Below are 24264 nucleotides of genomic sequence, written 5' to 3' on the forward strand. Positions count from 1 at the left end.
CCCCGGGAATGGAACCCGTTTATTCTCAAAATATTAATTGCTTTTAAAAAGGGCTTCTTTAAAATCGCTTCCTGTCGGATTCTGAAAAATACTCAAATCAAATTGAGGTACAACTGCCAGTATGTGATCGAATATATCAGCTTGGATGTTTTCATATCTCGCCCAGTCGGTTGTTGAAGTAAAAATGTAAATCTCGATCGGAATTCCTTCCGAACCGGGAGAAAGCTGGCGGACCATAAAGGTAAGATCCTTTCTTATATCATCCCTCTGTTTTAAATACTCTATAAGGTATGCACGAAAAGTACCGAGATTGGTTAATCTTCTTCCGTTTACTAAAACGGATTCATCAAAATTTTTTTCTCTGTTGAACTCGCTGATTTCCTTCTGTTTAATATCAAGGTAATTCTTGATCAGAGCATATTTCGAAAACCTGGAAAGCATTTCCGCAGAACAGAATTTTACGCTTGATTGATCGATGTAAATAGCACGCTTAATTCTTCGTCCGCCCGATAATGTCATTCCTCGCCAGTTCTTGAACGAATCTTCTATTAGTTTGTAAGTCGGGACCACCGTTATTGTTTTATCCCAGTTTTGGATTTTGATTACGTTGAGTGAAATATCAATCACGTCACCGTCGGCATTATATTTCGGCACTTCAACCCAATCGCCGACTTTAACAAGGTCGTAGGATGAGATCTGAATACTTGCGACAAAAGATAAGATCGTATCTCTGAATACTAATAGAAGAACTGCCGTCAGTGCGCCCAGACCGGTCAGAATTGCCCACGGCGATTCACCGACCAGATTGCCTATCAGAAGTATAGTGCCGAAAATGTAAAGAATTATTATAACTACCTGAAAATACCCTTTGATCGGACGTTCTTTATATTTTTCAGTTTTCTCGAAATAATCGCTCAATGAATTAAGTAATGCCGTTAATACGGAAATGAATATCAATATTCCGAACGAACTGACAAGAAGTTTAAGAAGATTTATCTGATCGGGGAGGAGATATGTGAAATAGTGAATTATAAAGAGCGGAACGAAATAAGAAACCCTGTTTAATACCCTTGAACTGAACAGGATATCATCCAGATTGGTATTGGTCGATTTAACAAGTTTTCTGATGATCTTAATAACAAATTGTTTGGTGATATAATAGGAGAAAATTGCAAGAAGAATTACTGCCAGAAATTTTATTTCGTTATCTAACCAGCTGAATTGCTCTACTAATTTTTGAAGAGTCTTGATAAAGCAGTCCCTCCATTTTTTAAATACCTGATGCAAAGTTAATAAAATTTTGATTTGAATTTGTGACCAATCAGATTTACGGAAAATAAATTGTGAATGAAGCAGAAAAAGTTATTACTTTTGGCTTCGTTTTTTAGCAGGTTATATAAATGAAGAAGAATGAAAATTTTAAAGCATATCTTGCCTGGATTTCGATCTGTATCATCTGGGGAACAACATATCTGGCAATTCGGATTGGTGTTGAAGATATGCCTCCGGTACTCTTTGCGGGATTCAGATGGATTATTGCAGGGCCGATTTTATTTACACTTCTCCGTTTAAAAGGTATGCCCCTTCCTAAAAAGGGGGATCTCATACCGATGGCGATTGTTGGACTCGCGCTCCTTGGGATCGGGAACGGATTCGTTGTCTTTGCTGAACAATCCGTACCGAGCGGTTTAACATCCCTGCTTATTACAACCGTCCCTTTCTGGATTGTTGGAATGGAAGCTTTTATGCCGAAGGGAACCAGATTAAACGCACTTACACTTACAGGATTATTGCTTGGATTAGCAGGAATCGTTCTGATTTTCGGAGGAGATGTTGAAAGTCTTGTAGAACCGGAATTCTTGGCGGGAATTATCAGTCTGATGATTGCAGTCGTTGGCTGGTCGGCAGGTACTCTTTATTCAAAATATAAGAAAGTAAGTGTTCACCCTTTGATGGGTGCTTCGGTTCAAATGATTATTGCCGGTGCGATTATGACTTTATTCGGAATTGCAATTGGGGAAACATCTTCATTCCATTTTACAGGCGAGAGCCTGATCGCATTTATTTACCTGATTATCTTCGGCTCGATTATCGGTTATGCTTCTTATATTTATGCCGTAGCTCATCTTCCGGTTTCCCTGGTATCAACCTATGCATATGTAAATCCTATTATTGCGCTTTTCCTCGGCTGGCTTGTACTGGATGAAAAGATTACTACGGAGATATTCATAGGAGCTGCAATAATTCTTGGCGGTGTTGCATTAGTTAAAAAAGGGACTTCTTTGAAAAGAGCCGGACTTGTAAAGGAATAGACTTTTATTAATTATCTACCAAACTCAAATAAGACTATTTTCAATGTCGGTTGAATTTAGTTGTCCGTGATACAATCAATAAATAAAGTGTTTTATCTGTTCTCCTTTAACCCCTACATCCGTCATTGCATCAATTCCAATTTCCAGGTGAAGGTCTAAAAACTTCTGAGTCACAATTCTATCCGACTCTTCCGTTTTAACACCTTCAGGAATCATCGGAAGATCCGAAACTAGTAAAAGAGCCCCACGTGCAATCTGATTGGCGTATCCAACAACAAATAGAGTAGCGGTTTCCATATCAATACCGATAGCGCCGAGTTTTTTAAGATACTTTTTGAATTCGTTATCCCATTCCCAGACGCGTCTGTTAGTTGTGTAGATTACACCTGTTCGGTATTCAAGTTTTCTCTTAAGAATTTTATCCGATACGAATTTATGCAGCTTGAAAGACGGAAGTGCCGGCACTTCAGGAGGAAAATAATCGTCACTCGTTCCATCTCCCCTTATTGCTGCTGTTGGCAGTATGAAATGTCCTATCTCAGTTGAATGTTTAAGTCCTCCGCATTTGCCGAGGAACAAAACTCCTTTAGGTGAACGGGCAACTAGAAGATCCATTATAGTTGCTGCGTTGGCCGACCCTATTCCGAAATTTATAATTGAAAGTCCTTTGCTGTTTGTTGCTGTCTGCATTGGCCGGCCCACTCCGTTAATATCGCACTTAAACCTATCCGCAAATTTCGTTACATAGTTGTGAAAATTGGTCAGCAGCAGGTAATCTCCGAATTCATCAATCTTTGTCCCTGTGTAACGCGGGAGCCAGTTCTTTGCTATTTGAAGTTTTGTTTTCATCCCTATTCCCTAAATCGATTTTATTCTTTCGAATTTATCAGTAATCATTTTGTTTTTATTCTCGAAATAATTATCAATTCTTATAACTAGTAATGCAAAGATATATCCCAGAATAGCTCCGATTATTGCCCCGCCTAAAACATCGGAGGGATAATGAACTCCGACATATGGCCTGGAGAGGGCCATTAATGATGCTACTGATATTAATATCCATCTTAATTTGGGAAAAATCTTTCCGAAGAAGAGTGCGGCCGCAAAATTGTTTACGGCATGTGATGAAGGAAACGAATACGATCCGGTGCATCCGGCTAAAATGTTAACATCAGGAAGAGCATTGCATGGGCGTACCCGCTGGAAAAAATCCTTTAGAAATGTGCTGCTCAGCTGATCTGAAACTATAACCAGCAGAATCATTCCGGCAGCTGCTATCTTGCCGATTCTTCCCCCTTTGAAGATAGAAATAAAAAAAAGTATGATATATGCTATATACCAGTGCTTGACTTCGGTAGTGAATGTGAAAAATTTATCCAGAATCGGTGTTGAGAGGGTGTGGTTTATAAAATAGAAAATCGAAAGGTCAATTTGATAAAGAACATCTACCATAGAATTTTCTTTGATTATTTAACAAAAATTGAGTATTTAAAACATGCTTGTTTAAGAAATCTTCTCTTTTTTCGAATATAAGATTGAAAGCAGCAGCAAATTAGTTACTAATTGGAGTTTTTCAAAATTTCTTTAAGGAATTTCTCTTAATAATTGAAAATTTTATACCGTGATACAAAGCAACCCGAATAATAAGAATTTGTCAAAAACCTACGAGCATAAACTCCAGGATTATATTAAAGAAGAGAATAAGAAGCAGTTGATCTCCCCTTTAAAATCCCTTGCTTATTTTACGTCGGCATCCGGTATTATTGCCCTGGTGCTGGAAGTAAGGTATTTCGCCGCACATAGCGTTCAGATCTATACATCTCGGCTCTCTTCTATTCTTGTTGCTTTTCTGATTCTTCTCATTTCGAATACAAAGTTCGGCAAAAAATATTCAGTTCCGCTTATTCACATTCTGCTTCTCTCTATTATACTTTCTTTCGGTGTGATGATTTATCTGATCCCCAAGACACTCATTTTTAATTCCCATCTGATAAGTCTTATTATTTTTATTGCAGCCCTCTTTTTAAGCTGGGAAGTTACAAATCAGATCTTTGTAGCGATCTATTATAATGTTGTCTTTGCAACTTCTATTATTCTTAACAGCAAGGAGATCTATATTCTGCCTAATATGGTGGAATCTGTTATTCTCGTTTTGATAATAAGTATAATGGCAATAATTGCAAGTTACATTAATTACAGGCTGCGGCTTGAAGCTTTTACCAAAGGATATGAAGTATCCCTCTCCGAAAGGAAATTCAGGAACATCTTCGATAATTCTGCCGAAGGAATCTTTCAAATCTCCATAAAAGGAAATCTTATTACCGTTAATCCCTCTATTGTTAAACTTCTTGGTTACTCCAATGAAGAAGAAATTCTGAAGCTGAATTTTATAAAGGATTTTTTCATTAGAGAGACCGACTGGGAATTATTGAATAAACTTCTCGATAAGCAGGGCAAAGTTAAAAATTACAGGGTTCAGTTCAGGAAAAAGGATGGGAATGAAATAACCGTGAGGATGAATGTCCGTGTTAATCTGAACGACGACGGTTCAACATTCTTTGAAGGAAGCATACAGGATATTACGCAGCAGGTTCAGGCCGAAAATGAAAAACAGAAAGCACTCGAAGCCTTACGCGAAGAAAAACTTAAATCCGATATTAATGCTAAAAAAGCCCAGCAGGAAAGTAATTTTAAATCCAAGTTCCTTGCAAACATGAGTCACGAAGTCCGTACTCCTATGAATTCTGTAATGGGATTTTTGACATTAATTGAGAATGACCTTTTCGACAGCAAAGAGGAACTAAAGAATTTTTCAAGGGATGCCCGGCTTGCGGCCGAATCGCTTCTTGATATTATTAACAACATCCTGGATATCTCTAAAATTGAAGCCGGCAAAATGGATCTAGACGAAGTTGATTTTAACGTTAATGCGGAAATCCATAAAGCTGTATCGATTGTTGCCCAGGCTGCAAAACAGAAAGGGATTCAGATTGAGGAAAATTTCAGCGAGGAGATTCCTAAATCGGTTTTCGGAGATCCAACACGGTTCAGACAGATTATTCTAAACCTTCTCAGCAATGCTGTTAAATATACCGATGAGGGAAAAGTATCTATTCTATCGAAGGTAAACGCAAAATCGGCAAATGCGATTGAACTTGTAACTGTGATTGAAGATACCGGCCAGGGAATTCCTACAGAAAAAATTCAGCTGCTCTTTGAACCCTATGTTCAGGTGAAAAATAAAAAAGGGAAAAAAGAAGGTACCGGTTTAGGTCTTGTTATATCAAAGGAATTTATCAAACTGATGGGCGGTGATATCAGAGTCGAAAGTAAAGTCGGTGTGGGCAGTAAATTCACTTTCACGGTCAAACTAAAATCGAATCTTGAACCTCTTCCTGATTATATTACACCCGAAATTGAAACCGATCCGAAACCGGTTGTTGCCGAACAATCGTTGCAGAAAACCGGTGAAATCAGTTCCGGCACCGGCGAATTTAAGTACAACAGTTCAGCAAAAAAGAAGATCCTTCTCGTCGAGGATAATCCGATTAGCCAGAACCTCGAAATGAAAATATTGCGGGAAGTCGGTTATGATGTTGATGCTGTATCAAATGGTTTTGATGCAATTGAAGCAATAAAAACCGGATCGTTCGATGTTGTTCTGATGGACGTTGAAATGACAGATATGGACGGAATTACTGCAACAAAAAAAGTAAGAGAACTTCCGGGAGTTAACGGTAAAATTCCGATTATCGCGGTTACCGCTCATTCAAGTATGAAAGACAGGGAAAAATGTCTGGCAGCAGGTATGGATGACTATATTGCCAAACCGATTAATATCCACTTCCTGAAACTTACTATCGACCAGTGGCTTAATAATTCGAAGTAAAGATTTTTCCTGCCGGAATTTTCTGTTCACCAAAACGAATCTGATTTTCCGCCCGCTGACCTTTTAATTATTTGAGCCGATTTGGTTGTCACATTCTCATTTTATATTATTTGATTGTAAAAAGAGGAAAAATTGGAAGTAAAAACTTTATCCTTCCAGGTAAATTCAAAAGGCCATACCGATATAATCGATATTACGGAAAATGTAAAATCCAGATTGAATGAATCCGGTATGAGAAATGGAAATGTACTAATCTTTGCACCCGGTTCAACAGCCGGAATTACTACCATCGAAAATGAACCGGGACTGATGAGGGATTACCCAGATTTCCTGGAACGGATTATACCTTCCAGTGGAAAATATCACCACGATGAAACATGGCACGATGGTAACGGATACGCACACGTCCGCGCTTCCCTTCAGGGAGCTTCTTTTACTGTACCGTTTGCCGAACGAAAGCTTCTACTTGGAACCTGGCAGCAGATTATACTAATCGATTTTGATAACCGTCCAAGAACCCGGAATATAATTGCTCAATTTATCGGAGAATAAAATATGAAGTTGTTCAGATCATTTTTAATTATCCTTTTTATACCGGCTCTCATTTCCGGTTGGGGGGATAAAGGTCATAAAATAATTACGAAATATGCTATGCAGTTATTGCCTGTTGAAATGAATTTCCCTTTTGATATCAGGTCTGCTATTGTTGACCATTCGACAGATGCCGATCACAGGAAGAAAGATGTTAAAGATGAATATCCCAAACATTTTATCGATATAGATTTTTATAAGGAATACCGCGACGGGCGAATGATCCAATCCTATGATTCGCTTGCGGCTCTATACGGCGACAGCGTAGTTACTGAAATGGGAACATTGCCATGGGCAACAATGCGGACTTACTCCAACCTTGTAAATGCTTTTAAAGAGAATAATCGTGATGGAATAATTCTCTACGGTTCGGATATCGCCCACTATATTGAAGACGGACACCAGCCGCAGCACACAACGCTGAATTATAACGGTCAGCTTACTAATCAGAAGGGAATCCATTTCAGATATGAAAGCGATATGTTTAAAAAATTCGCCGGGGAGATTGAAGATAATTTTTATAGCGTTTCACCGGATTATGTTTCCGATATTACTCCATTCATTTTTGATTATATAACAGAATCGAACAGTTATAACGATCTTATTCTTTATGCAGATAAATCGGTTTCTGAAATTACTTCTGGTGAATTTAACGACCACTATTACAGTTTACTCTGGTTCAAGACAAAGTACGTTACGTTTAACCGGGTTAGTCTTGGTGCTTATCGAACAGCATCCCTCATTTATTCTGCATGGGTCGACGCCGGAAAACCGGTAATTAAATAATATGAAAAGAAAAACGGTTGTAGTTTTCGGCAGTTCTATTCCTCGTCCCGGCGATAATGAGTATGAATATGCTTATCAGCTCGGCAAACAATTTGCGCTGGCCGGTTTTGATCTATGTACCGGCGGATTTCAGGGGATTATGGATGCGGTTTCCAAAGGCGCTGTTGAACACGGCGCTCGGGCTATCGGTATTACCCTCGATATTTATAATGTCCTTCCAAGCAAATATTTAACCGAAGAAATAAGGTGTAAATCTTTGTTTGAAAGGCTTACACGTCTCATCGAAACCGGAGATGCATTTGTTGCCCTGCAGGGCGGAACAGGTACTCTGGTTGAGCTCGCTATTGTCTGGGAGTATATGAATAAGAATATGATGGAATTCAAACCGTTTGCATGCCACAGTTCAATGTGGAAAGAGATAGTTCGGGTTATGGAGGAACAGATAACAAAAGAGAAAAGGAAAAACGGGCTGATTAAATCTTTTGATGATATCAATAGTCTTGCAGAATATATAATCACTTCGCTCAGTTAGAGCCGGTATTCAAAAAATCCTTCGTAATATTGTATACCGTTTCTGCGTTTAACTCCCTGATGCATTTAAATTTCAAATCCTTTCTGCTGCAGGTAAGCGGTCTGGGTGAATAATAAAAACACGGTGAACATTCGAGCTGAAGTGACGCTACCCTGTATTCAGTTTGCCAGGGATAGATATAGTTTTTATTTGTCGGACCTAGTATTGCGACCGTTTTTAATTTGAGCGCCGCGGCAATATGCATAAGACTCGAATCGTTGCTTACAAAAACATTACACCTTTTCATTACAGAAGCACTCTCAAGTATTGAACGTGCTTCAACACTGATTACAGAAGTGGAGTTTACCCTGCTGCAGATGTCAAGTTTCAAATCTTTTTCTTCAGGACCTCCGAAAATCAGAATTTTCGCCGAATCTCTTTCTATTAATGTCGAAGCCAGTTTGGCAAATTTTTCGGTTTCCCATCTCCGTTTGTCGTGGTTCTTAAGAGTTGAACATCCGGGGTGAAATCCAATGACCAGATCTTTGGGTTCGATTCCTTTGTCATTCAGAAAATTAGCTGCATACTTTTCATCAGATTCTGATATTACTAACCGGAGCGGGGGAATCTGTTCCGGATCCTTTCCGCTTAATTTTCCGCAGAGTTTAAAATTCGTTTCGACATTATGTTGGTTATCATTTTCCGTTATTGTAACATTATTCAGAAATCCAAGGTTTACAAAATTCCTCCGCAGATAATTTACTCCGCATCTTAAAGGAGAACCGATAATCCGGCTTATTAAATTATACTCTCTTCTGTTGGATGGATATACATTGATGGTAATATCGTATTCGCCCCGGAGCCTTAATACAAAACCGAGCGACTTTAACACGGAGGAATTTATAAAATCGTGATATAATACCCGGTTCACATTATCAAGATTTTCAAAAATCTCCTTTACACCTTTATACATTGCCAGTACGTCTATGCGGGCAGATGGATAATCCTCCTTCAATTTGTTCAGGGAGGGGGTGAACATTAAAGCATCGCCGATTCCCGATAATGCAATTACAAGAATTTTCATGATTGGCTTATAAAAAAGGGACAGTTAATACTGTCCCTGGTGATAATTATTTATTTCTAAGTTCCTGACCGGGTATCTCGGAAGTATCCATTCCGGCCTGTTTGCGATACTGTTTTATAAGTTCTTTAATCTGTGGATCATCCGGTACAAGTGATTGCAATCCCAAAAGCAGATCAATTGCTTCTCTGTACATGCCAAGATTATCGTAGTGAGTTAGCAGAATATCGTAAGGATTATACCAGCTTGAAAAATCTCGCGGATTTCTCTCGAGAGATCTTTTAGCCGATTCAATTACCTCGGTAGCCAGTTCCTCATATTGTTTACGCGCATTCGCACTGTAGTAAATTTTTGCGACGTCATGTTTTATCCTATAATCCATTGTTATAACGTGCCGCGGAATTTTATTTTCCATTTCTTCAAGTGCTTCAATAACCTTGGCATCGCTCTTCTCCTCATATAAATAATAAAGTGCAAGTCGTATGAACGCGTTCCTGTAATTCTGTACTAATCTTTCATGGTTCTCATCAAAGAAAATCGATTTATCATTGAGCCCTCTGAATAAAAATCCCGACTGAAAAGTTTCGCTGATGTCTACGTTTTTCGTCAGAAGGTTTTTTCTTAATACTTCTTCATTTATATATTCAATTGATTTGGCTTTCGACTTTGCAGGGACAAGGCGTAATGCCATTCCCTCCATCTGAAGATAATCGTCCAGACTTAAGCGGCTGTCGTCCGAGCAGGTAACGGCATAATAGACCGGGCGGTTCCATTTGCTTTGCATTATTATATCAAGGCAGATAAGATCCTGAGTTCTTATTGCGTTGATGTCGCCGAACTGAACGCTGTTTTTCATAGTCCATTTCAGTTTACCGGTATTAACAATTGCGGAATCTGTTACGCCGAATTCCTTAATAACATCGGGGGGAACATCTATTTGCATCTCGCGCGGATCCCATCTCATCGGCATCATCTGATCAATCTCTTCATCTGTAAACGAAATATCTACTTTCTGCGCGCCATGCGGAGTGGTGTTTTTAAGCTGTTTAATATACCATCCGGTGTTAAGAAGGCTCAGGTTTGCAATCCGGACGTCGCGGCGTATCCCCTCAACATCCTGAAGATACCATAACGGGAATGTGTCGTTATCGCCGTTTGTAAAAAGGATTGCATTGGGTGCCACACTCTGAAGAAGGTTGTACGCATAATCCCACGGTACATAATTCCTTGCGCGGTTGTGTTCAAAATAATTTGCGTTAAGCATGTTGACCGGTACAGCAATAAATCCTGTTACCATCAAGCCTGCTATCAGCGGATTAATGGATTTTATCTGAGTAAATTTTTCTTTAATAAGTTCAATCATTCCGTTCATCCCGATCGCAATCCAGATTGAGAATACAAAGAATGCGCCCACGTAGAAATAATCACGTTCCCGCGGTTGAGGCTGCTGCTGGTTCTGGTAAAACGCTGTAAGGTAACCGAGGAAAATAAACATCACAAGAAATACGGCTCCCATTTTCCAGTCCCTTCTGAAATGATAATACATTCCGAACAATCCTATAAAGAAGGGTATTCCGAGAAGATCTTTCCAGTCAACCCCGGAATCCTGATACGATGATTCACGACCGACATAATTCCAGAGCAGGTAACGGTTGAACATGTGATTCATCTGATAGGTCCATAGGAAATCCAGATCGCTTGAGTAATCAGTGTAGATTTTTAACTGATGAGGCTCATTCGAAAATCTTCTTTTGAATGTAGGGAAATCACCGTACTGCTCGCGGTTCAGGTACGATTCCAGTTCGGTAAAAGTCTTAGGGCTGTTCATATTGATAGGCGGTTCCTGATTCGCACGTATAATAATAATTGCGTACGAGGTCGTTCCTATCAGTGCAAATAGAAAACACTTTAATATCAGGTTGAAAGTCGGTTTGCCTTTGTTGGATGTCCAGATTATTCCCGCAATCAAACCGATGAAAATTACTGCCACAATTATCAGATCCAATACTGTATTGTTCTTGCCGAGTGTGGTAATCAGTTTTGGTACATATTTTACTAGACCCGGATAAACCGCTACCAGGGCAATACCGCCGATAATAAGGGGAATGTAAAAGGAGTTGCGCTGAAAAATTTTCTTGTACATCGCTCCCATAAAAATCAAACTTATTGCGGCAAGAATCATAAAAAATCTGGAATCAACCGATTGAAATTGTTCAGGTGAGGGTGGTGCGCTTTCGGTTTGAGATCCCCACATAATCATAGCAATTACCAGAACTATTGCGGCGTGAATAAGGAAAATATAACCGGTCTTTTTCAATACTTCTTCGTCAGTTAAGTATTTTCTGAATATTACAACCATCACTACCGGAACAATTGCAAGTACTGCCATCAGGTGAACACCGGTCGAAAGTCCGATGAGATATGCAATCAGGATAAGGTATTTTTCATTGTCGGGCTGATCGGCTCTTTCGTTCCATTGAATCATAAGCCAGATAACAATTGCGATGAAGAAAGTGGAGAAAGCGTATACTTCAGCTTCAACCGCATTAAACCAGAATGTATCGCTGAACGCAAGCGATAGGGCTCCTATTGCTGCGGGAATGTAAACAGTTAGAGATTCAAAAATTGTTTCAGCCGTCTTTTTCCTGTATAACTCGATCAGCTTGACTGCCGTAAGGTATAGAAACATTACCGTGAAGGCACTTGATAAAACAGAAATCATATTAACGCGGAGACCGATATTTTCGGTAAACGGAATCATCGAGAAGAGGCGGCCTAAAAGAATAAAGAACGGCGTTCCGGGAGGATGCGGCACCTGAAGCAGGTATGATGATGCTATGAACTCACCGCAATCCCAGAAAGAAACGGTCGGTTGCACCGTCATTAAATAAACAATTAAACTCAATAAGAATACGGCAAACGCAATAATCCGATTTAAAACTTTATTGCTCATTAATTCACCAATTATTGTTGAATGGAAATATTATCCGACTCTTCTTCGGATGGTTTTTTGAAAAGGAAGTCCAGGTTCTTCTTCTCACGGTTTACATGGTATTTTTCATATAATTCTATTAACCGCTGCATAGAAAGTTTATCAAGATCCTCGTCGTCTTTGTCCCTCTTAACCAGCATTTTATAGTCGTCAAGTTCTTTGGGATTGAACTTGCGTTCGTACTTTTTTAATGTTTCAAAATACCTTTTTTGCTCTCGGAGGCCCATTTTTCAAAGCTGTTATCTTCAAAAATTGCGAGCCAAATTAATCAAAAAAACAAAGAATAAAAAACTATATTTGGGCAATTCGAAATCGGAAAGTTGATTATGATAAATGTTTACAAACATAAAATGCCGATTGTTTCCATTGTTATGCCGACCTTCAACAGGAAGGATTATCTTGAAAGATCCATTAATTCAATTTTAGCCCAGACCTTCAAGGATTGGGAACTGATAATTTCAGACGATGGAAGTTCGGACGGAACATTCGATATTGCCGATAAATACCTGTGTAAATACGAAAATATCAGATACATCAAACATTCCAACCGTAAATCTCCTCTTGCTACGAACGCGGGTATTCTCGCATCCTCCGGAAGATACATAACATTTATCGGAAGCGATGATCAGTATAAACCCGATCACATTCAACTGAGAATCGGTTACATGCAGAACAATCCTGAAGTTGATATGATCCACAGCGGTGCGGAAATAATCGGTCATCCGTTTGTAAAAGACAAAAACGACCTCACTAAAGAGATTCATATTTCCGAATGTGTTATAGGGGGTACATTCTTCGGAAAAAGAGAAATTTTTTTCGAACTCGGCGGATTCAAGGACCTCAGCTACAGCGATGACTCCGATTTTTTCGAAAGGGCTGTTCAGAAATTTAAAGTAAGGAAAGTCGACTGGAATACTTACATCTATTACAGGGATACGCCGGATAGCATCTGTACTACAATTAAGTAGTGCGGGACAGGAAACTGGTCCGGCCCCGCTTCAAAATTTATTTTTCAGATTTGTAGAAAAGATATAGATAAATTGACAATACTGCTGTTACTACTACCTGCAGATAAATTGGAGTAGCAATTAATCCGCCTTCCATTATACCAAATGAAAGCAATCCGAATTTAACCGTGTAGTAAAACACTTTACTTATCAGGATGCTGGCAAACACCGCACCGAAAGTATTCCTGATGTAATTAAGAAAAAGACCGAAGAGGAATACGTTTAATATCAGTTCTGAACTTATCAATAAGGTCTTGATAACAGAGGGATGAGTTGATATGATAAACGAAAAAACAGGTAATGCCAGTGCGATCAGGTAACTGTTCTTTCGTGATGTATGAACAATAGACAGTATAAGCATTATTCTCATCGGCTCGAGCATATAAATCGGCAGCGCAAACATATGTGACAATGCCGGTGCAAAGGCGATAAAAAGTATAGCTATCAAATCGAGAAGAACCGATCTTACTTTAATATTGGAAAGAGATATTGCAGCAACATTCATAATTGATCCTCATTTCTTATTTCCTTGAATGCAATATAATATATTGATAAGTTTTAGACACAAAAAATGTAGTGTAAAATAACAGGTAACTATGGATAGAAGAGATTTTTTGAGAACCGCCGGACTCTTAACCGGTGCGGCAACTATTACGCCGGGTATTTATGGTAAAATGTTCGCACGAAGCAGTTATTCTGTCTCTCAGGCATACGACCTTGTGGCTATAAAAGGTGGAGAGCCGGATGTAATGTTCGATGAGGCTATAAAACAATTCGGCGGGATGAAATCATTTGTAAAGAAAAATCAGAAAGTGGTAATTAAACCGAATATCGGCTGGGATGTTATTCCGGAATTAGGCGCCAACACTAATCCTAAACTGGTTGCCCGGGTTATTAAGCATTGCTTTGATGCCGGCGCCAAAGATGTCTATGTTTTTGATCATACGTGCGACGACTGGAGAAGATGTTATTCCAACAGCGGGATTGAAAATGCAGTGAAAGACGCCAAGGGTACAATGGTACCGGGTAACAGCGAAAGCTACTATCAGGAAGTTTCAATTAAGAACGGTAAGAAACTAAATAAAGATAAAGTCCATGAACTGATCCTCGACAGCGATGTTTTTATCAACATGCCCATTCTAAAAAATCACAGTTCTACGCGTATTACTATTAACATGAAGAATCTGATGGGTGTTGTGTGGGACCGCGGCTACTGGCATCGTAATAACCTTCATCAGTGTATTGCTGACTTCGCTACGTTCCATAAGAAGCCTGCGTTGAATATTGTAGATGCGTATTATGTAATGATGAAAAACGGTCCGCGAGGAGTTTCGAAAACCGATGTAAGCATTATGAAATCCCAGATTTTATCGACCGACATGGTAGCCGCAGATGCGGCCGCTGCAAAACTGTTTGGCCTGGAACCCGAAATTGTTCCGCATATAAAATATGCTGACGAAATGGGAGTCGGTAAAATGGATTTAAGCTCTCTTCAGATTAAAAGGATCATTTTATAATTCGACAACGGAATTTTTCAGATTATTTTTAACCAGGATTCGGTCGGCTCTAAATGAATACATCTCTACTCCGGAAAATCAGAATTGTTCTTTCAATTGTATTTGTAATTCCGACTACAATTGTCCTTATCGATTTCAGCGGACTTCTTCCGGAAAATGCCGTTAATGGAATTATTTATTTTCAGTTTGTCCCTTCAATTCTAAAATCAATTTCCGTCTTCTCATTTATAACAACCGGATTTATATTAGTTTTTATTCTTACAATTATTTTTGGCAGAGTCTACTGTTCCACTATTTGTCCGCTCGGGTTCCTGCAGGATCTTGTTAATTTTATTTCCGGCAGGATCAGTAAAAAGAAAAAAAGAAGATTTATTTTTAAAAAAGAACAGAAGGCACTTCGCTGGACGCTTTTTGCAATACCGGTAATTCTGTTTCTTTTTGGAAGTTCATTCGGTATTACACTTCTTGATCCGTATAGTATGTACGGAAGGATCTCCGGGAATTTCTTCAGACCTGTACTCATAAGTTCTAATAATATTGCCGCATCAATTCTAGAATCATTTAAAATCTACTGGATATTTCCATTCGAAATTCATTCTTTCAATCCGGTTCCGTTCGCAATAACGGGGTCATTCTTCCTTCTGGTACTTTATCTCTCTTATTTTAATGGTAGATTATATTGTAATACCGTCTGCCCGGTCGGGACATTTCTCGGATTCATTTCGAGATTTTCATTTTTTAAAGTCCGTATTGAAAAAGAGGATTGTCTTCAGTGCGGTATCTGTGCGAAGGATTGTAAGGCGAATTGTATTAACAGCGATGAAATGAGCGTTGATATGTCCAGATGCGTGGCCTGTTTTAATTGCATTCAGTCATGTCCTACCGAAGGAATAAAATATCAGTTTGATCTTCCGGCAGTTCAATCCGGTAAATCATTCGATCAGTCAAAGAGAAATTTCCTGATTGCTACTGGAGTCTATTTTGCTTCTGTGTCGGAAGTTCTGGGCCAGGTTAAGAAGAAGATTGTTGCAAAAAAGGAGAGTACTGTTCCGGTGTTCAGGGAACATGCAATTTCACCACCGGGTTCTTTATCGCTTGAGAGATTTAACGGAACCTGTACCGCTTGCCATCTCTGTGTTAGTGCATGTCCTACTCAGGTTCTTCAACCGTCGTTTCTGGAATACGGATTCCTTGGAATGCTTCAGCCCCGGCTCGACAATGCGGCCGGATTCTGTAATTTTGAGTGCAAGATTTGCGGCGATGTATGCCCAACCGGCGCCATTCTTCCGTTATTGCTCAAGGATAAAAAATTAGTCCAGCTTGGCAAGGCCAAATTCATTAAGGAAAACTGCATTGTCGAAACAGAGAAAACTGATTGCGGGGCATGTTCAGAGCATTGTCCCACCAAGGCTGTTCATATGATTCCTTATCAGGGGAAACTTTTTATCCCTGAAGTAAGAGATGAATATTGCATCGGGTGCGGTGCCTGCGAGTATGCGTGTCCGACTAAACCGTATAAGTCGATTTATATTGAAGGGAATCCGGTACATCAGGTTGCAAAACTTAATCAGGAAAATTTAATCCCGCAGAAAAAAGTTGACTATAAAGAAGAGTTTCCATTTTAAATCCCTCTTAAAATCCGAGGGTTTAAAATTCCTCTTATTACTATTCCATAATCCTTATAAATGTTTTTTCATCAACAGTAAGCAGGCCATTCGGGACCAGCCGTTCTGTAAGTGATTTCCAATTCGGATTCTCGCTGAAGATCTTCTTAAACATCGGCAGAGCTTCTTCAATTCTCCCTTTATTTGCTAATGTTACGGCAGTCCAGTATTGCATTTCAAGGTTATCAGGAAACATTTTCATAGCGGAAGAATATTCTTCCATCGCCTTATCCATTTCATTCTTTTCGACAGCAAGATCGCCGTTATTCATATGTTCGTACGCGCGGTGAACTTTAAGTAGCCTTCTCAGTTCCACAAGCGGTTGCTGATGGTCATCTATTCTTAGATCTACTAGGCGGTCCAGCCAGATATTACCGGTCGGTTTTCCTCTTACAACTAACAATGCAGCCGATTGTTTCCCGCGAATATCGCCCCCTGCATTTTCGGCTGCTTCGAGTGCAGTCATTAATCTTTCGGCTAGCGAGCCTTTGGAATTCTTATATGCATCGGCCATGGCCGGCCAGACTTTGTCGTTAATCATCATATTTGCCTGAACGGAAAAATTTTCTCCCACAATATTTCCAGCTGGCTGAATACATTTAGATCCGGTATAAGAGGCGGCCCTGCCTTTGGAATCAAGCACAGCCAGCTGCCTGAAATCCCTTCCTTCATCACTGCTTATCAGAAGATCAACAACTTCCTGCGGACTCTTGCCGCTCTTAAGTAATTCTAAACCCCGCGGACCGAAAGAAGGATTGACAAAAGACTGTGTTGCAATTACTCCAACTCCTGCTTCACCCCAGCTTACGATTGTTCCGACCGAAAACCAGTGGGATTGAACAGCCACACCCATATCGCCGGTCTCCGGATCGAACGCAACTATAGAATATGTATGAGCTAACGGTTCATTCGAAAAAAAATTCTGAGCGTTCTTATCGGAAACTAAAACAAGCAATATTAACAGTATCAGATACTTTTTCATAATATTCTCCAATTGTTTTTTCCAAATTAATGCATCATAAATTTTCAAACAAATTTTTCGCAATGAATTGTTGATCCGGGCGGATTTAATTATGATTTGCTAATAAAAGAAAACAGACTTATTTTCGACCCCCATAAATAATAATTCAGAGCAATGGAGATAAAATGAAATCAGTAAAAGTTTTTTTGCTTTTTTTTATCGGGTCTGCAGCTTTACTGGCTCAGAACGATAAGAGCAGTGTTATGTTAAAAACCGTGGATGATTCGGTAAGCTACAGTATCGGTCAGAACATCGGCGTTAATCTCAAAGATCCTTCGATGAATATAAACTTTGACATACTGATGCAGGGAATTAAAGATGCTGTTTCTGGTCAGCAGAAATTATTAACTGATGAACAAATGCAGGATGTTATGATGGCGTTTAACCAGAAAAGAATGGCGCAAATTAAAGAGGAGGAGAAAGCCAGAGGCAGTATTAAAAAAGCCGAAGGAATTAAATTCCTTGAAGAAAACTCCCGGAAAGAAGGTGTTATTACACTGGCAAGCGGACTTCAATACAAATCACTTGTTAAAGGTGATGGCCCCTCTCCCAAGCCTGAAGACAGAGTAAAAGTCCATTATACAGGCACTCTTATTAACGGGACAAAATTCGACAGCAGCTATGACCGAAATGAACCTGCAGTATTTGGTGTAACTCAGGTGATTAAAGGATGGACAGAAGCACTTCAGTTAATGCGCGTTGGTGATAAATGGCAGCTCTTTATACCTTCTGAACTTGCTTACGGCGAGAACGGTGCCGGCGGAGTAATAGGACCAAATGAAGTACTGGTTTTCGAAGTTGAATTACTTGGAATTAATCCGTAGTTAAAATCTGTTGAAGGATACAAATGTAATCTAACCTGTCGTTTCAGACAGGTTAGATATTTTTAAAGAGTTGTTTCGTCTTTGGGTGATTCCGGTTCAGGTTCCTTAATTGTTTCTTGAGCCGGATTCTCTGACATATCAGCGGCAGGTTCTTCCAACTCAGCAGAATCAATTCTTACTTTAACGACTACCTTTTTAACAGGAGTTGAAAGATTGATTGCAATGCAGGGCATATGCATATCACTCGGAAAAAATATTGCAAAATAACCTGCTTCAGCAGTTAGAAAATTACCTTCCCCTTTTAAATAAAGAGCGTCCTTTTCGGGATTATATTCATGTGTTACAATCATTTTGTTCTTATGGGAATACCCCATTTTTTCTTTACCGTTAACCATAAACTGAACGTCGATATATTTTTTATGGGCTTCCCATCTGCCGGATGTCATCGGTTTTGTATCATACTCCTGGACAATTGCATAAATATTATCCCCGTCAATATCATATCGCCCCGGTTCAATATTGCTAAAATCGTTCGACCTCAGGTATTCAAAGGCCTTTTGCAATCTCTCGCCTATCGGGAAGTAGAGCTCTGCATTTTTTAGATGGTCGTATATCATAATGCCTCAATCAATTAATGAGAAATTTTTCAATTATAATTTAAACATCAATCCGCCGAAAATAGCAATGAAGTCGCTCTTCAAGTCATTAACATTCTTAAGGTCTTTCAGTTCACCCATTTTCACATAACGGAGATCGCCTGTAACAATTATATTTCCTAATTCAAGTTCAATGCCCGCACCTGCGTGATATCCAACTTCACTTTGAGTCTCAGAAGGAAATGAAGCTAGAACCCCGCTGTACTCAATTTTGGTATTATACCATCCAAGACCGGCTTCAATATGAATTATAGGTAGAAGCTTAAGCAATGCGGTTGCCATTATAGGGTATGATGTTGCTTTTACAATGCCGTCCATAAATTCTTCGGTTTTATAACCGATTGATCCTTCAATTGCCAGGCCGCCCAGATTAAGTCTGATGGCACCGGCAGGCATAAGAACTCCTTTTTCTGCATCGGAAGTTTTAATGTAAGCAACCTGCGGCCCTATTGAGATCGATTGAGGAAAAACGATCGAAAAACCTGCAAATAATAGAATGAGTGTAAAGATTGTCCTTTTCATTTCTACTCCGCCTTTGTTGATGTGCAAGTTAACCAAAAATTTTATATACCGAAATTATTTTGTAATGGAAAATTGAATTTGTGACGGATATTCCTTTGAAAAATAGATCCTGTGGTTGGCCTTCTGAAAATCCTCCTCTTTAGCATTATAAATATCAACGAACTTTTGCGGATTCCTGTCGAAGAACGGAAAGAAGCTGCTCTGAACCTGAACCATTATCCGGTGACCTTTCTTGAATGTATGATCGATATCCTGGAGATTTACTTTCACTTTTGTAACCTCGCCTGGAACAAACGGCTCAGGATTCTCATAACTGTTTCTGAATTTCCCCCTCATAATTTCGTAACGGATAAGCCGCTGGTATCCGCCCAGTTCTATGTTGTTAGGATTGGGATTTGGGTTCTGCATATCATCCGGGTAGACATCGATTATTTTTACAACCCAGTCGGCATCCGTACCTGTAGTCGAAACAAAAAGATCGGCTAATACCGGCCCGGTTATGGTTACATCTTCTGTCAAAGGCTCCGTTTCAAATGCAAGAACATCGGGACGGGCGGAGGCGAAACGCTGATCTTCACTCATATAAGTCCGGTTGTACATCTGCTGCGAATCATGAAACCTGGATGTGTAAGGAACCGGTTTGGATGGATCACTAAGGTATTCACTGAATAGTTTTCCGGAACTCGATGGCTTTTCCCAGACAAGCATATTTCCGCTACCGAAATAAAGATTTGCAGGAGTAGTATTTAACGGCGGCCATTCACTGTGATGAATCCATTTATCATCACCTGTCCTGTAAGTTACAGCTTCGGGAATGTTCAGTTCTCCTTCACCTTTAAGAAAATAATTGAAGAACGGATTTAAGATCTTCTCATTGTAATATTCAGATGTGTTTTCAGGAAAATTAAAATCGCCGAATGAACTTCCGTTGCTTCTGGACCATCCACCGTGACTCCATGGTCCCATAACAATGTAATTTTTGTTGGTACTGTTTTTTTCTTCTATCGATTTATAGATGTTCAAGGGGCCGTAGAGATCTTCGGAATCGTACCATCCGCCTACGATCAATGATGCCGGTTTCACATTTTTAAAATGCGGGAGATTATTTCTGGACTGCCAGAATTCATCGTATGTTCCGTGACTTGTAATTGCATTCCAGAACGGAAGCTTGTTGTGGAAAAATCTTGTCTGGATATTCGGTAAGGGACCGAGGTCTAGGAAAAAATTGTACATATCCGGCGAAGGATAAGGCGGTATCGATTTCCAGCTTGTGGTCAAACCTTCCCGCGGTTGATCAAATCCTTTAAAAAAATTGAAAGACATTGTTAAAGTCAAAGCACCGTTGTGATGCATATCGTCGCCAATAAACCAGTCTGATATCGGAGCCTGCGGCGATACGGCTTTCAATGCCGGATGAGAATCGATTAAACTCATAGCTGCATAGAATCCGGGATAGGAAATTCCCCAGATACCCACTTTGCCGTTATTGAATTTAAGATTTTTCACCAGCCAGTCGATTGTATCGTATGTATCGCTCGGTTCATCGAACTGGTTTCCCTTTTTATGGGGAATGTAAGCGCGCATATTATCGAATTCACCTTCGCTCATAAATTTTCCGCGGACATCCTGAAAAACGAATATATAGCCGCTTTTCGGGAAGCTGTCGTTCGGACCGAGAGAATTCGGAAAGTTCTCTTCACCGTACGGTGCCGCTGTATAAGGTGTTCGGATCATTAGAATAGGGTAGTCTTTCGTTGAATCTTTTGGTGTATAAACAGAAGTGAACAACGTTGTACCGTCCCGCATCGGAATCCGGTATTCTTTTTTATTGTAATTCTCTTTTATCCACTCCCGTCCCTGACCGAATACGGAAAACGAGACTAATAAGAAAAGAAGGATTATTTTCTTCATTATATTAACTCCGGAATTAATTTTCAGTTTTTAATTTCTGCCAGTCGGATAAATTTCTGTTCATCTGATTGATATGAACATCAACGTGATTCGAATAGATTTCCAGCCATTGGTCAAGATTTACTTTTCCCCTTTCAGGATGCAAAACATAATTATTCCATTTGGAATTTGGCAGCTTTTCAAGCAGCTTAACGGTTAATACTCTCAGAAAGGCAAATAATTCCAATGCTGTATCTATATCCTGCTTGTTATAATTCAATTCTTCTGCCCAAAGATCCTGATTATAAATCATAATTTCGGAACCCGGTTCGGCAATAATCTTGCGGCATCGCGAATACGCAACGGCTTCACTGTCGGCCATGTGTATTATAATTTCCCGTATGCTCCATTTGTCGGGCGAAGGTTTGAAATCAAATGCCTGTTTGGGGTAATTTTGAAGTGCTATTCTTAATTTGTCGAATCCGTTTCTGAAATTTTTCAGATTTTTTGAACGATCCATGTGCCCCCCGCTATTTAACCGGGTATAATTTTTTCTGCTTCAGTTAATTTCTCTTTTTTCCCGAGATCAAGAAACAAAGAATTGCTGTGATCAAAATAAACTATTCTGCTTTTATTTGCGATCTGAAGATAAAGATCGACCAGGGAGAAAATACTCTCCTCCGGCATGAGTTTAAAAATCTCCGGTTCAACAATCTGAATCCCGCTGAATGCCATTTCCGACATTTCACCTTCAGGAAGTCGGGTGTTTCTAATTTCTCCTGTTTTGATATTTTTCCAGCCGCACAATTTTTTTTCGTGATCGAATAAAAAATACCGGGATGACTTCCGTTTTTGAACAGCAAGAGTTGCTATTGAGTTGTTTCCCAGATGTTGTTTATAAAGTCCGGTCAGGTTTATATCTGAAATGATATCTACATTATGAATTAGAAATGGTTTTTCGTCGCTGAAGAACCACCGGACATTTTTAAGTCCGCCGCCTGTATCGAGAAGGAGATTAGATTCATCGGAGACGGCAATTTCAACTCCCCGGAATTTTTTTCTGTTAAGGAAATCGATTACCTGTCCCGCAAAATGATGTACATTTACGATGATGGACTTAAAGCCGGATTCAGAAATTTTTTTTATCGCATACTCAAGAAGGGTAATCCCGTTAACCTCAATAAGCGCTTTCGGTTTATTGTCGGTTAAAGGCTTAAGTCGTGTTCCGAGTCCTGCTGCAAGTATGAAAGCTTTCATCCGAATAATTTATTAACCCGAAAATTTTGTATGAGTAAGTATAACATTAATATCATATTTGCTTCTTAGATATGAAGCAAGGGACTCGGCACAGAAAACCGAACGGTGCTGCCCGCCTGTACATCCGTAGTTTATCATCAGGTCGGTCCATCCCCGTTCAATATAGTTTTTAACGGATTGTTCAACTATGTCGGTCGATTCCTTAAGGAATTTCATTGCTTCGGGCTGTGATTCAAGGAATTCTTTTACAGGAAGATCTTTTCCTGTAAGGTGCTTGTACTTTTCTATACGGCCGGGATTGGGAATAGCCCTGCAGTCGAATACAAATCCTCCTCCATTTCCGGTGAAATCGGAAGGGATTCGCTCCCGGTAGGAGAAACTGCTGATCCGTACATTCAGCTTACCCGTTGATTGAGAGGGGAGAGGGAAAAAACCGCTGTTCATTTTATCAATGATTAATCCAAAGCAGTTATAAAGCTCCGGCATTTTCAAACGGATCTTTTTTGAATTTAATACCGATTCGAGATTGTTAATAGCAAAAGCAATACTCGTAATAAAATGAGCTTTACCCTGAAAATATCCTCTATACCCGTAAGCACCCAGCATCTGAAGTATGCGGATCAATGCAAAATCGTAGAAATATTTTTTGAATTGTTTTGAATCGATCTTTTTCAATTTATTAACCGACTCGATATAAAATTCGAGCAGTTCACTTCTAAGCTGTCCATCGAAATTTAACTTGGAACTGAAAAGAAAAGAAACCGCATCGTACTGAAGCGGACCTTTTCTACCGCCCTGAAAATCTATAAAGAATAATTCCTCATCTAAAACCATTATGTTTCGCGAATTGAAGTCGCGGTACATAAAATAATTTTTTTCGGCTTTTAAGAGATGTCCGGTTAATGTTGAAAAATCCTCCTCAAGTTTCTGCTCGTCGAATTGGATGCCGGCAAGTTTCAGAAAGTAATACTTGAAGTAGTTTAAATCCCAGAGAATCGATTGCCTGTCGAATGAAGGCCGAGGGTAGCATTTATTATAATCAATTCCTTTCGAACCGTGAATCTGGAATCGGGTAAGATCAATTAATGATCTTTGGATCAAATCAAGATCGTAAGGTGAGAATTGTTTCTTACCGGCCGGTAATGTGAGAATATTGAATAAAGTCTGATCCCCCAAATCTTCAATCAGGTAGATATTCTCTTTCTGATCCGAAGCATAAATCCGCGGAACATTCAGATTAATTTTTTTAAAATGTTTTGCGAGGTAAGCAAATGCCGAATTCTCTCGCTTATCGGGATTATATACTCCAACAGCCGAATTTTTTATTCCTCGCAATCGGTAGTATTTCCTTGCAGATCCTGATTCAGGAAGGGGAGTAAATGAAACTGATCTTTCGCCGGACCACTTCCCGAAAAGATTTTCCAGTTTATTTCTTACATTCATAATTCACTAATTCGAAATTTCAGGTTGACTAAAGTACCATTCAATTCTTGAGCATTGAGTACAGATTAAAGCAGAAGCAGTTCTATTCGCCCAGTCGAACCCGAAAAATGTCATGGCGGTTGTATTCAATAAAACATCCCGGGCTTCAAACTTGTCGTGCCCGCAATTAGGGCAAACAATTTTCTTCCCCATATTCCTGTAAGAAGCGATGAATGGTTGTTTCGGATTTCTGTCGAATATACCCATTTAGAACTCCAATTTATTAATAGAATTAACCGGCAAATTAATTATTACTTACTCT

At 39.5% G+C, this 24264-nt stretch carries 24 protein-coding genes; 9 read left to right on the forward strand and 15 right to left on the reverse strand.

Going from position 1 to position 24264, the window contains the following annotated elements; all coding sequences use genetic code 11:
* Positions 1 to 33: 33 nt before the first annotated feature.
* Positions 34 to 1287 (reverse strand): mechanosensitive ion channel, encoded by a 1254-nt coding sequence (locus PLZ15_12190; protein ID HOI30507.1) that lies wholly within the window; start codon positions 1285 to 1287, stop codon positions 34 to 36.
* A 113-nt stretch (positions 1288 to 1400) separates the two neighbouring features.
* Here PLZ15_12190 and PLZ15_12195 point away from each other — a divergent pair, with 113 nt between their 5' ends.
* On the forward strand, positions 1401 to 2312 hold the full coding sequence (locus tag PLZ15_12195; protein HOI30508.1) for an EamA family transporter: 912 nt from the start codon (positions 1401 to 1403) through the stop codon (positions 2310 to 2312).
* A gap of 75 nt (positions 2313 to 2387) precedes the next feature.
* On the opposite strand, the gene PLZ15_12200 is transcribed toward PLZ15_12195, so the two are convergent.
* Together PLZ15_12200 and PLZ15_12205 are read right to left on the reverse strand one after the other, a co-directional pair.
* Positions 2388 to 3161, reverse strand: a complete 774-nt coding sequence (locus tag PLZ15_12200) for an AMP nucleosidase (protein HOI30509.1) — start codon at positions 3159 to 3161, stop codon at positions 2388 to 2390.
* Between the two features lie 9 nt (positions 3162 to 3170).
* Entirely contained in the window at positions 3171 to 3764 is a 594-nt protein-coding gene (locus PLZ15_12205; protein ID HOI30510.1) for a phosphatase PAP2 family protein, read from the reverse strand.
* A 199-nt stretch (positions 3765 to 3963) separates the two neighbouring features.
* On the opposite strand from PLZ15_12205, the gene PLZ15_12210 reads away from it, so the two are divergent.
* The 4 genes from PLZ15_12210 to PLZ15_12225 all read left to right on the forward strand — a co-directional run bounded on the left by PLZ15_12210 (position 3964) and on the right by PLZ15_12225 (position 8110).
* On the forward strand, positions 3964 to 6201 hold the full coding sequence (locus tag PLZ15_12210) for an ATP-binding protein (protein ID HOI30511.1): 2238 nt from the start codon (positions 3964 to 3966) through the stop codon (positions 6199 to 6201).
* Positions 6202 to 6333: 132 nt separating this feature from the next.
* Positions 6334 to 6753, forward strand: a complete 420-nt coding sequence (locus PLZ15_12215; protein HOI30512.1) for a secondary thiamine-phosphate synthase enzyme YjbQ — start codon at positions 6334 to 6336, stop codon at positions 6751 to 6753.
* A gap of 3 nt (positions 6754 to 6756) precedes the next feature.
* Positions 6757 to 7578, forward strand: coding sequence for a hypothetical protein (locus tag PLZ15_12220; protein HOI30513.1), 822 nt, complete (start codon positions 6757 to 6759; stop codon positions 7576 to 7578).
* Position 7579: 1 nt separating this feature from the next.
* The gene (locus tag PLZ15_12225) at positions 7580 to 8110 is read left to right on the forward strand and encodes an LOG family protein (GenBank protein ID HOI30514.1); all 531 of its coding nucleotides are present in this window, start codon (positions 7580 to 7582) and stop codon (positions 8108 to 8110) included.
* Here the strand turns inward: PLZ15_12225 and PLZ15_12230 are convergent.
* From PLZ15_12230 to PLZ15_12240, 3 genes are read right to left on the reverse strand one after another with little or no spacing between them, the layout of a single operon-like run.
* Positions 8103 to 9173, reverse strand: coding sequence for a glycosyltransferase family 9 protein (locus PLZ15_12230; GenBank protein HOI30515.1), 1071 nt, complete (start codon positions 9171 to 9173; stop codon positions 8103 to 8105). The two genes, PLZ15_12225 and PLZ15_12230, sit on opposite strands and share 8 nt — an antisense overlap.
* Positions 9174 to 9219: 46 nt before the next feature.
* Entirely contained in the window at positions 9220 to 12123 is a 2904-nt protein-coding gene (locus PLZ15_12235; protein ID HOI30516.1) for a DUF2723 domain-containing protein, read from the reverse strand.
* A gap of 11 nt (positions 12124 to 12134) precedes the next feature.
* Positions 12135 to 12389: a hypothetical protein gene (locus PLZ15_12240; GenBank protein ID HOI30517.1), complete on the reverse strand. Its 255-nt coding sequence runs from the start codon at positions 12387 to 12389 to the stop codon at positions 12135 to 12137.
* Between the two features lie 99 nt (positions 12390 to 12488).
* Between PLZ15_12240 and PLZ15_12245 the strand changes: the two genes are divergently transcribed.
* Positions 12489 to 13130 (forward strand): glycosyltransferase family A protein, encoded by a 642-nt coding sequence (locus PLZ15_12245; protein HOI30518.1) that lies wholly within the window; start codon positions 12489 to 12491, stop codon positions 13128 to 13130.
* Positions 13131 to 13167: 37 nt separating this feature from the next.
* On the opposite strand, the gene PLZ15_12250 is transcribed toward PLZ15_12245, so the two are convergent.
* The gene (locus tag PLZ15_12250; GenBank protein HOI30519.1) at positions 13168 to 13674 is read right to left on the reverse strand and encodes a hypothetical protein; all 507 of its coding nucleotides are present in this window, start codon (positions 13672 to 13674) and stop codon (positions 13168 to 13170) included.
* A 91-nt stretch (positions 13675 to 13765) separates the two neighbouring features.
* Here PLZ15_12250 and PLZ15_12255 point away from each other — a divergent pair, with 91 nt between their 5' ends.
* Together PLZ15_12255 and PLZ15_12260 are read left to right on the forward strand one after the other, a co-directional pair.
* The gene (locus PLZ15_12255) at positions 13766 to 14686 is read left to right on the forward strand and encodes a DUF362 domain-containing protein (protein HOI30520.1); all 921 of its coding nucleotides are present in this window, start codon (positions 13766 to 13768) and stop codon (positions 14684 to 14686) included.
* A 53-nt stretch (positions 14687 to 14739) separates the two neighbouring features.
* Positions 14740 to 16311 (forward strand): 4Fe-4S binding protein, encoded by a 1572-nt coding sequence (locus PLZ15_12260; protein HOI30521.1) that lies wholly within the window; start codon positions 14740 to 14742, stop codon positions 16309 to 16311.
* Positions 16312 to 16351: 40 nt separating this feature from the next.
* On the opposite strand, the gene PLZ15_12265 is transcribed toward PLZ15_12260, so the two are convergent.
* A complete protein-coding gene (locus PLZ15_12265) occupies positions 16352 to 17332 on the reverse strand; it encodes a DUF1028 domain-containing protein (GenBank protein ID HOI30522.1) in 981 nt (326 codons plus the stop codon).
* Positions 17333 to 17496: 164 nt separating this feature from the next.
* Here PLZ15_12265 and PLZ15_12270 point away from each other — a divergent pair, with 164 nt between their 5' ends.
* Positions 17497 to 18195, forward strand: coding sequence for an FKBP-type peptidyl-prolyl cis-trans isomerase (locus tag PLZ15_12270; GenBank protein HOI30523.1), 699 nt, complete (start codon positions 17497 to 17499; stop codon positions 18193 to 18195).
* Positions 18196 to 18257: 62 nt separating this feature from the next.
* Here PLZ15_12270 and PLZ15_12275 read toward each other — a convergent pair whose 3' ends face one another.
* Genes PLZ15_12275 through PLZ15_12305 form a run of 7 tightly spaced genes read right to left on the reverse strand, consistent with a single transcriptional unit; the run spans position 18258 to position 24209 of the window.
* The gene (locus PLZ15_12275; GenBank protein HOI30524.1) at positions 18258 to 18812 is read right to left on the reverse strand and encodes a YhcH/YjgK/YiaL family protein; all 555 of its coding nucleotides are present in this window, start codon (positions 18810 to 18812) and stop codon (positions 18258 to 18260) included.
* A 33-nt stretch (positions 18813 to 18845) separates the two neighbouring features.
* Entirely contained in the window at positions 18846 to 19373 is a 528-nt protein-coding gene (locus tag PLZ15_12280) for a hypothetical protein (protein HOI30525.1), read from the reverse strand.
* 54 nt (positions 19374 to 19427) lie between these two features.
* The gene (locus PLZ15_12285) at positions 19428 to 21284 is read right to left on the reverse strand and encodes a CocE/NonD family hydrolase (protein HOI30526.1); all 1857 of its coding nucleotides are present in this window, start codon (positions 21282 to 21284) and stop codon (positions 19428 to 19430) included.
* Positions 21285 to 21300: 16 nt separating this feature from the next.
* The gene (locus tag PLZ15_12290) at positions 21301 to 21783 is read right to left on the reverse strand and encodes a DinB family protein (protein HOI30527.1); all 483 of its coding nucleotides are present in this window, start codon (positions 21781 to 21783) and stop codon (positions 21301 to 21303) included.
* A gap of 14 nt (positions 21784 to 21797) precedes the next feature.
* The gene (locus PLZ15_12295) at positions 21798 to 22520 is read right to left on the reverse strand and encodes a nucleotidyltransferase family protein (GenBank protein ID HOI30528.1); all 723 of its coding nucleotides are present in this window, start codon (positions 22518 to 22520) and stop codon (positions 21798 to 21800) included.
* 12 nt (positions 22521 to 22532) lie between these two features.
* On the reverse strand, positions 22533 to 23963 hold the full coding sequence (locus PLZ15_12300; protein ID HOI30529.1) for an RNase adapter RapZ: 1431 nt from the start codon (positions 23961 to 23963) through the stop codon (positions 22533 to 22535).
* Between the two features lie 6 nt (positions 23964 to 23969).
* Complete coding sequence (locus PLZ15_12305; GenBank protein HOI30530.1) at positions 23970 to 24209, reverse strand: hypothetical protein; 240 nt, start codon at positions 24207 to 24209, stop codon at positions 23970 to 23972.
* Positions 24210 to 24264: the final 55 nt, after the last annotated feature.

It is taken from the genome of Melioribacteraceae bacterium, assembly GCA_035362835.1.
Taxonomy (GTDB): Bacteria; Bacteroidota; Ignavibacteria; order Ignavibacteriales; family Melioribacteraceae; genus DSXH01.

Bases quoted from the DNA above. Each gene is read 5' to 3' on its own strand.
- PLZ15_12205 (HOI30510.1), bottom strand. From the start codon at position 3,764: ATGGTAGATGTTCTTTATCAAATTGACCTTTCGATTTTCTATTTTATA.
- PLZ15_12220 (HOI30513.1), top strand. From the start codon at position 6,757: ATGAAGTTGTTCAGATCATTTTTAATTATCCTTTTTATACCGGCTCTC.
- PLZ15_12200 (HOI30509.1), bottom strand. From the start codon at position 3,161: ATGAAAACAAAACTTCAAATAGCAAAGAACTGGCTCCCGCGTTACACA.
- PLZ15_12300 (HOI30529.1), bottom strand. From the start codon at position 23,963: ATGAATGTAAGAAATAAACTGGAAAATCTTTTCGGGAAGTGGTCCGGC.
- PLZ15_12245 (HOI30518.1), top strand. From the start codon at position 12,489: ATGATAAATGTTTACAAACATAAAATGCCGATTGTTTCCATTGTTATG.
- PLZ15_12290 (HOI30527.1), bottom strand. From the start codon at position 21,783: ATGGATCGTTCAAAAAATCTGAAAAATTTCAGAAACGGATTCGACAAA.
- PLZ15_12280 (HOI30525.1), bottom strand. From the start codon at position 19,373: ATGAAAAGGACAATCTTTACACTCATTCTATTATTTGCAGGTTTTTCG.
- PLZ15_12305 (HOI30530.1), bottom strand. From the start codon at position 24,209: ATGGGTATATTCGACAGAAATCCGAAACAACCATTCATCGCTTCTTAC.
- PLZ15_12255 (HOI30520.1), top strand. From the start codon at position 13,766: ATGGATAGAAGAGATTTTTTGAGAACCGCCGGACTCTTAACCGGTGCG.
- PLZ15_12260 (HOI30521.1), top strand. From the start codon at position 14,740: ATGAATACATCTCTACTCCGGAAAATCAGAATTGTTCTTTCAATTGTA.
- PLZ15_12275 (HOI30524.1), bottom strand. From the start codon at position 18,812: ATGATATACGACCATCTAAAAAATGCAGAGCTCTACTTCCCGATAGGC.
- PLZ15_12225 (HOI30514.1), top strand. From the start codon at position 7,580: ATGAAAAGAAAAACGGTTGTAGTTTTCGGCAGTTCTATTCCTCGTCCC.
- PLZ15_12285 (HOI30526.1), bottom strand. From the start codon at position 21,284: ATGAAGAAAATAATCCTTCTTTTCTTATTAGTCTCGTTTTCCGTATTC.
- PLZ15_12195 (HOI30508.1), top strand. From the start codon at position 1,401: ATGAAGAAGAATGAAAATTTTAAAGCATATCTTGCCTGGATTTCGATC.
- PLZ15_12250 (HOI30519.1), bottom strand. From the start codon at position 13,674: ATGAATGTTGCTGCAATATCTCTTTCCAATATTAAAGTAAGATCGGTT.
- PLZ15_12230 (HOI30515.1), bottom strand. From the start codon at position 9,173: ATGAAAATTCTTGTAATTGCATTATCGGGAATCGGCGATGCTTTAATG.
- PLZ15_12235 (HOI30516.1), bottom strand. From the start codon at position 12,123: ATGAGCAATAAAGTTTTAAATCGGATTATTGCGTTTGCCGTATTCTTA.
- PLZ15_12240 (HOI30517.1), bottom strand. From the start codon at position 12,389: ATGGGCCTCCGAGAGCAAAAAAGGTATTTTGAAACATTAAAAAAGTAC.
- PLZ15_12265 (HOI30522.1), bottom strand. From the start codon at position 17,332: ATGAAAAAGTATCTGATACTGTTAATATTGCTTGTTTTAGTTTCCGAT.
- PLZ15_12270 (HOI30523.1), top strand. From the start codon at position 17,497: ATGAAATCAGTAAAAGTTTTTTTGCTTTTTTTTATCGGGTCTGCAGCT.
- PLZ15_12295 (HOI30528.1), bottom strand. From the start codon at position 22,520: ATGAAAGCTTTCATACTTGCAGCAGGACTCGGAACACGACTTAAGCCT.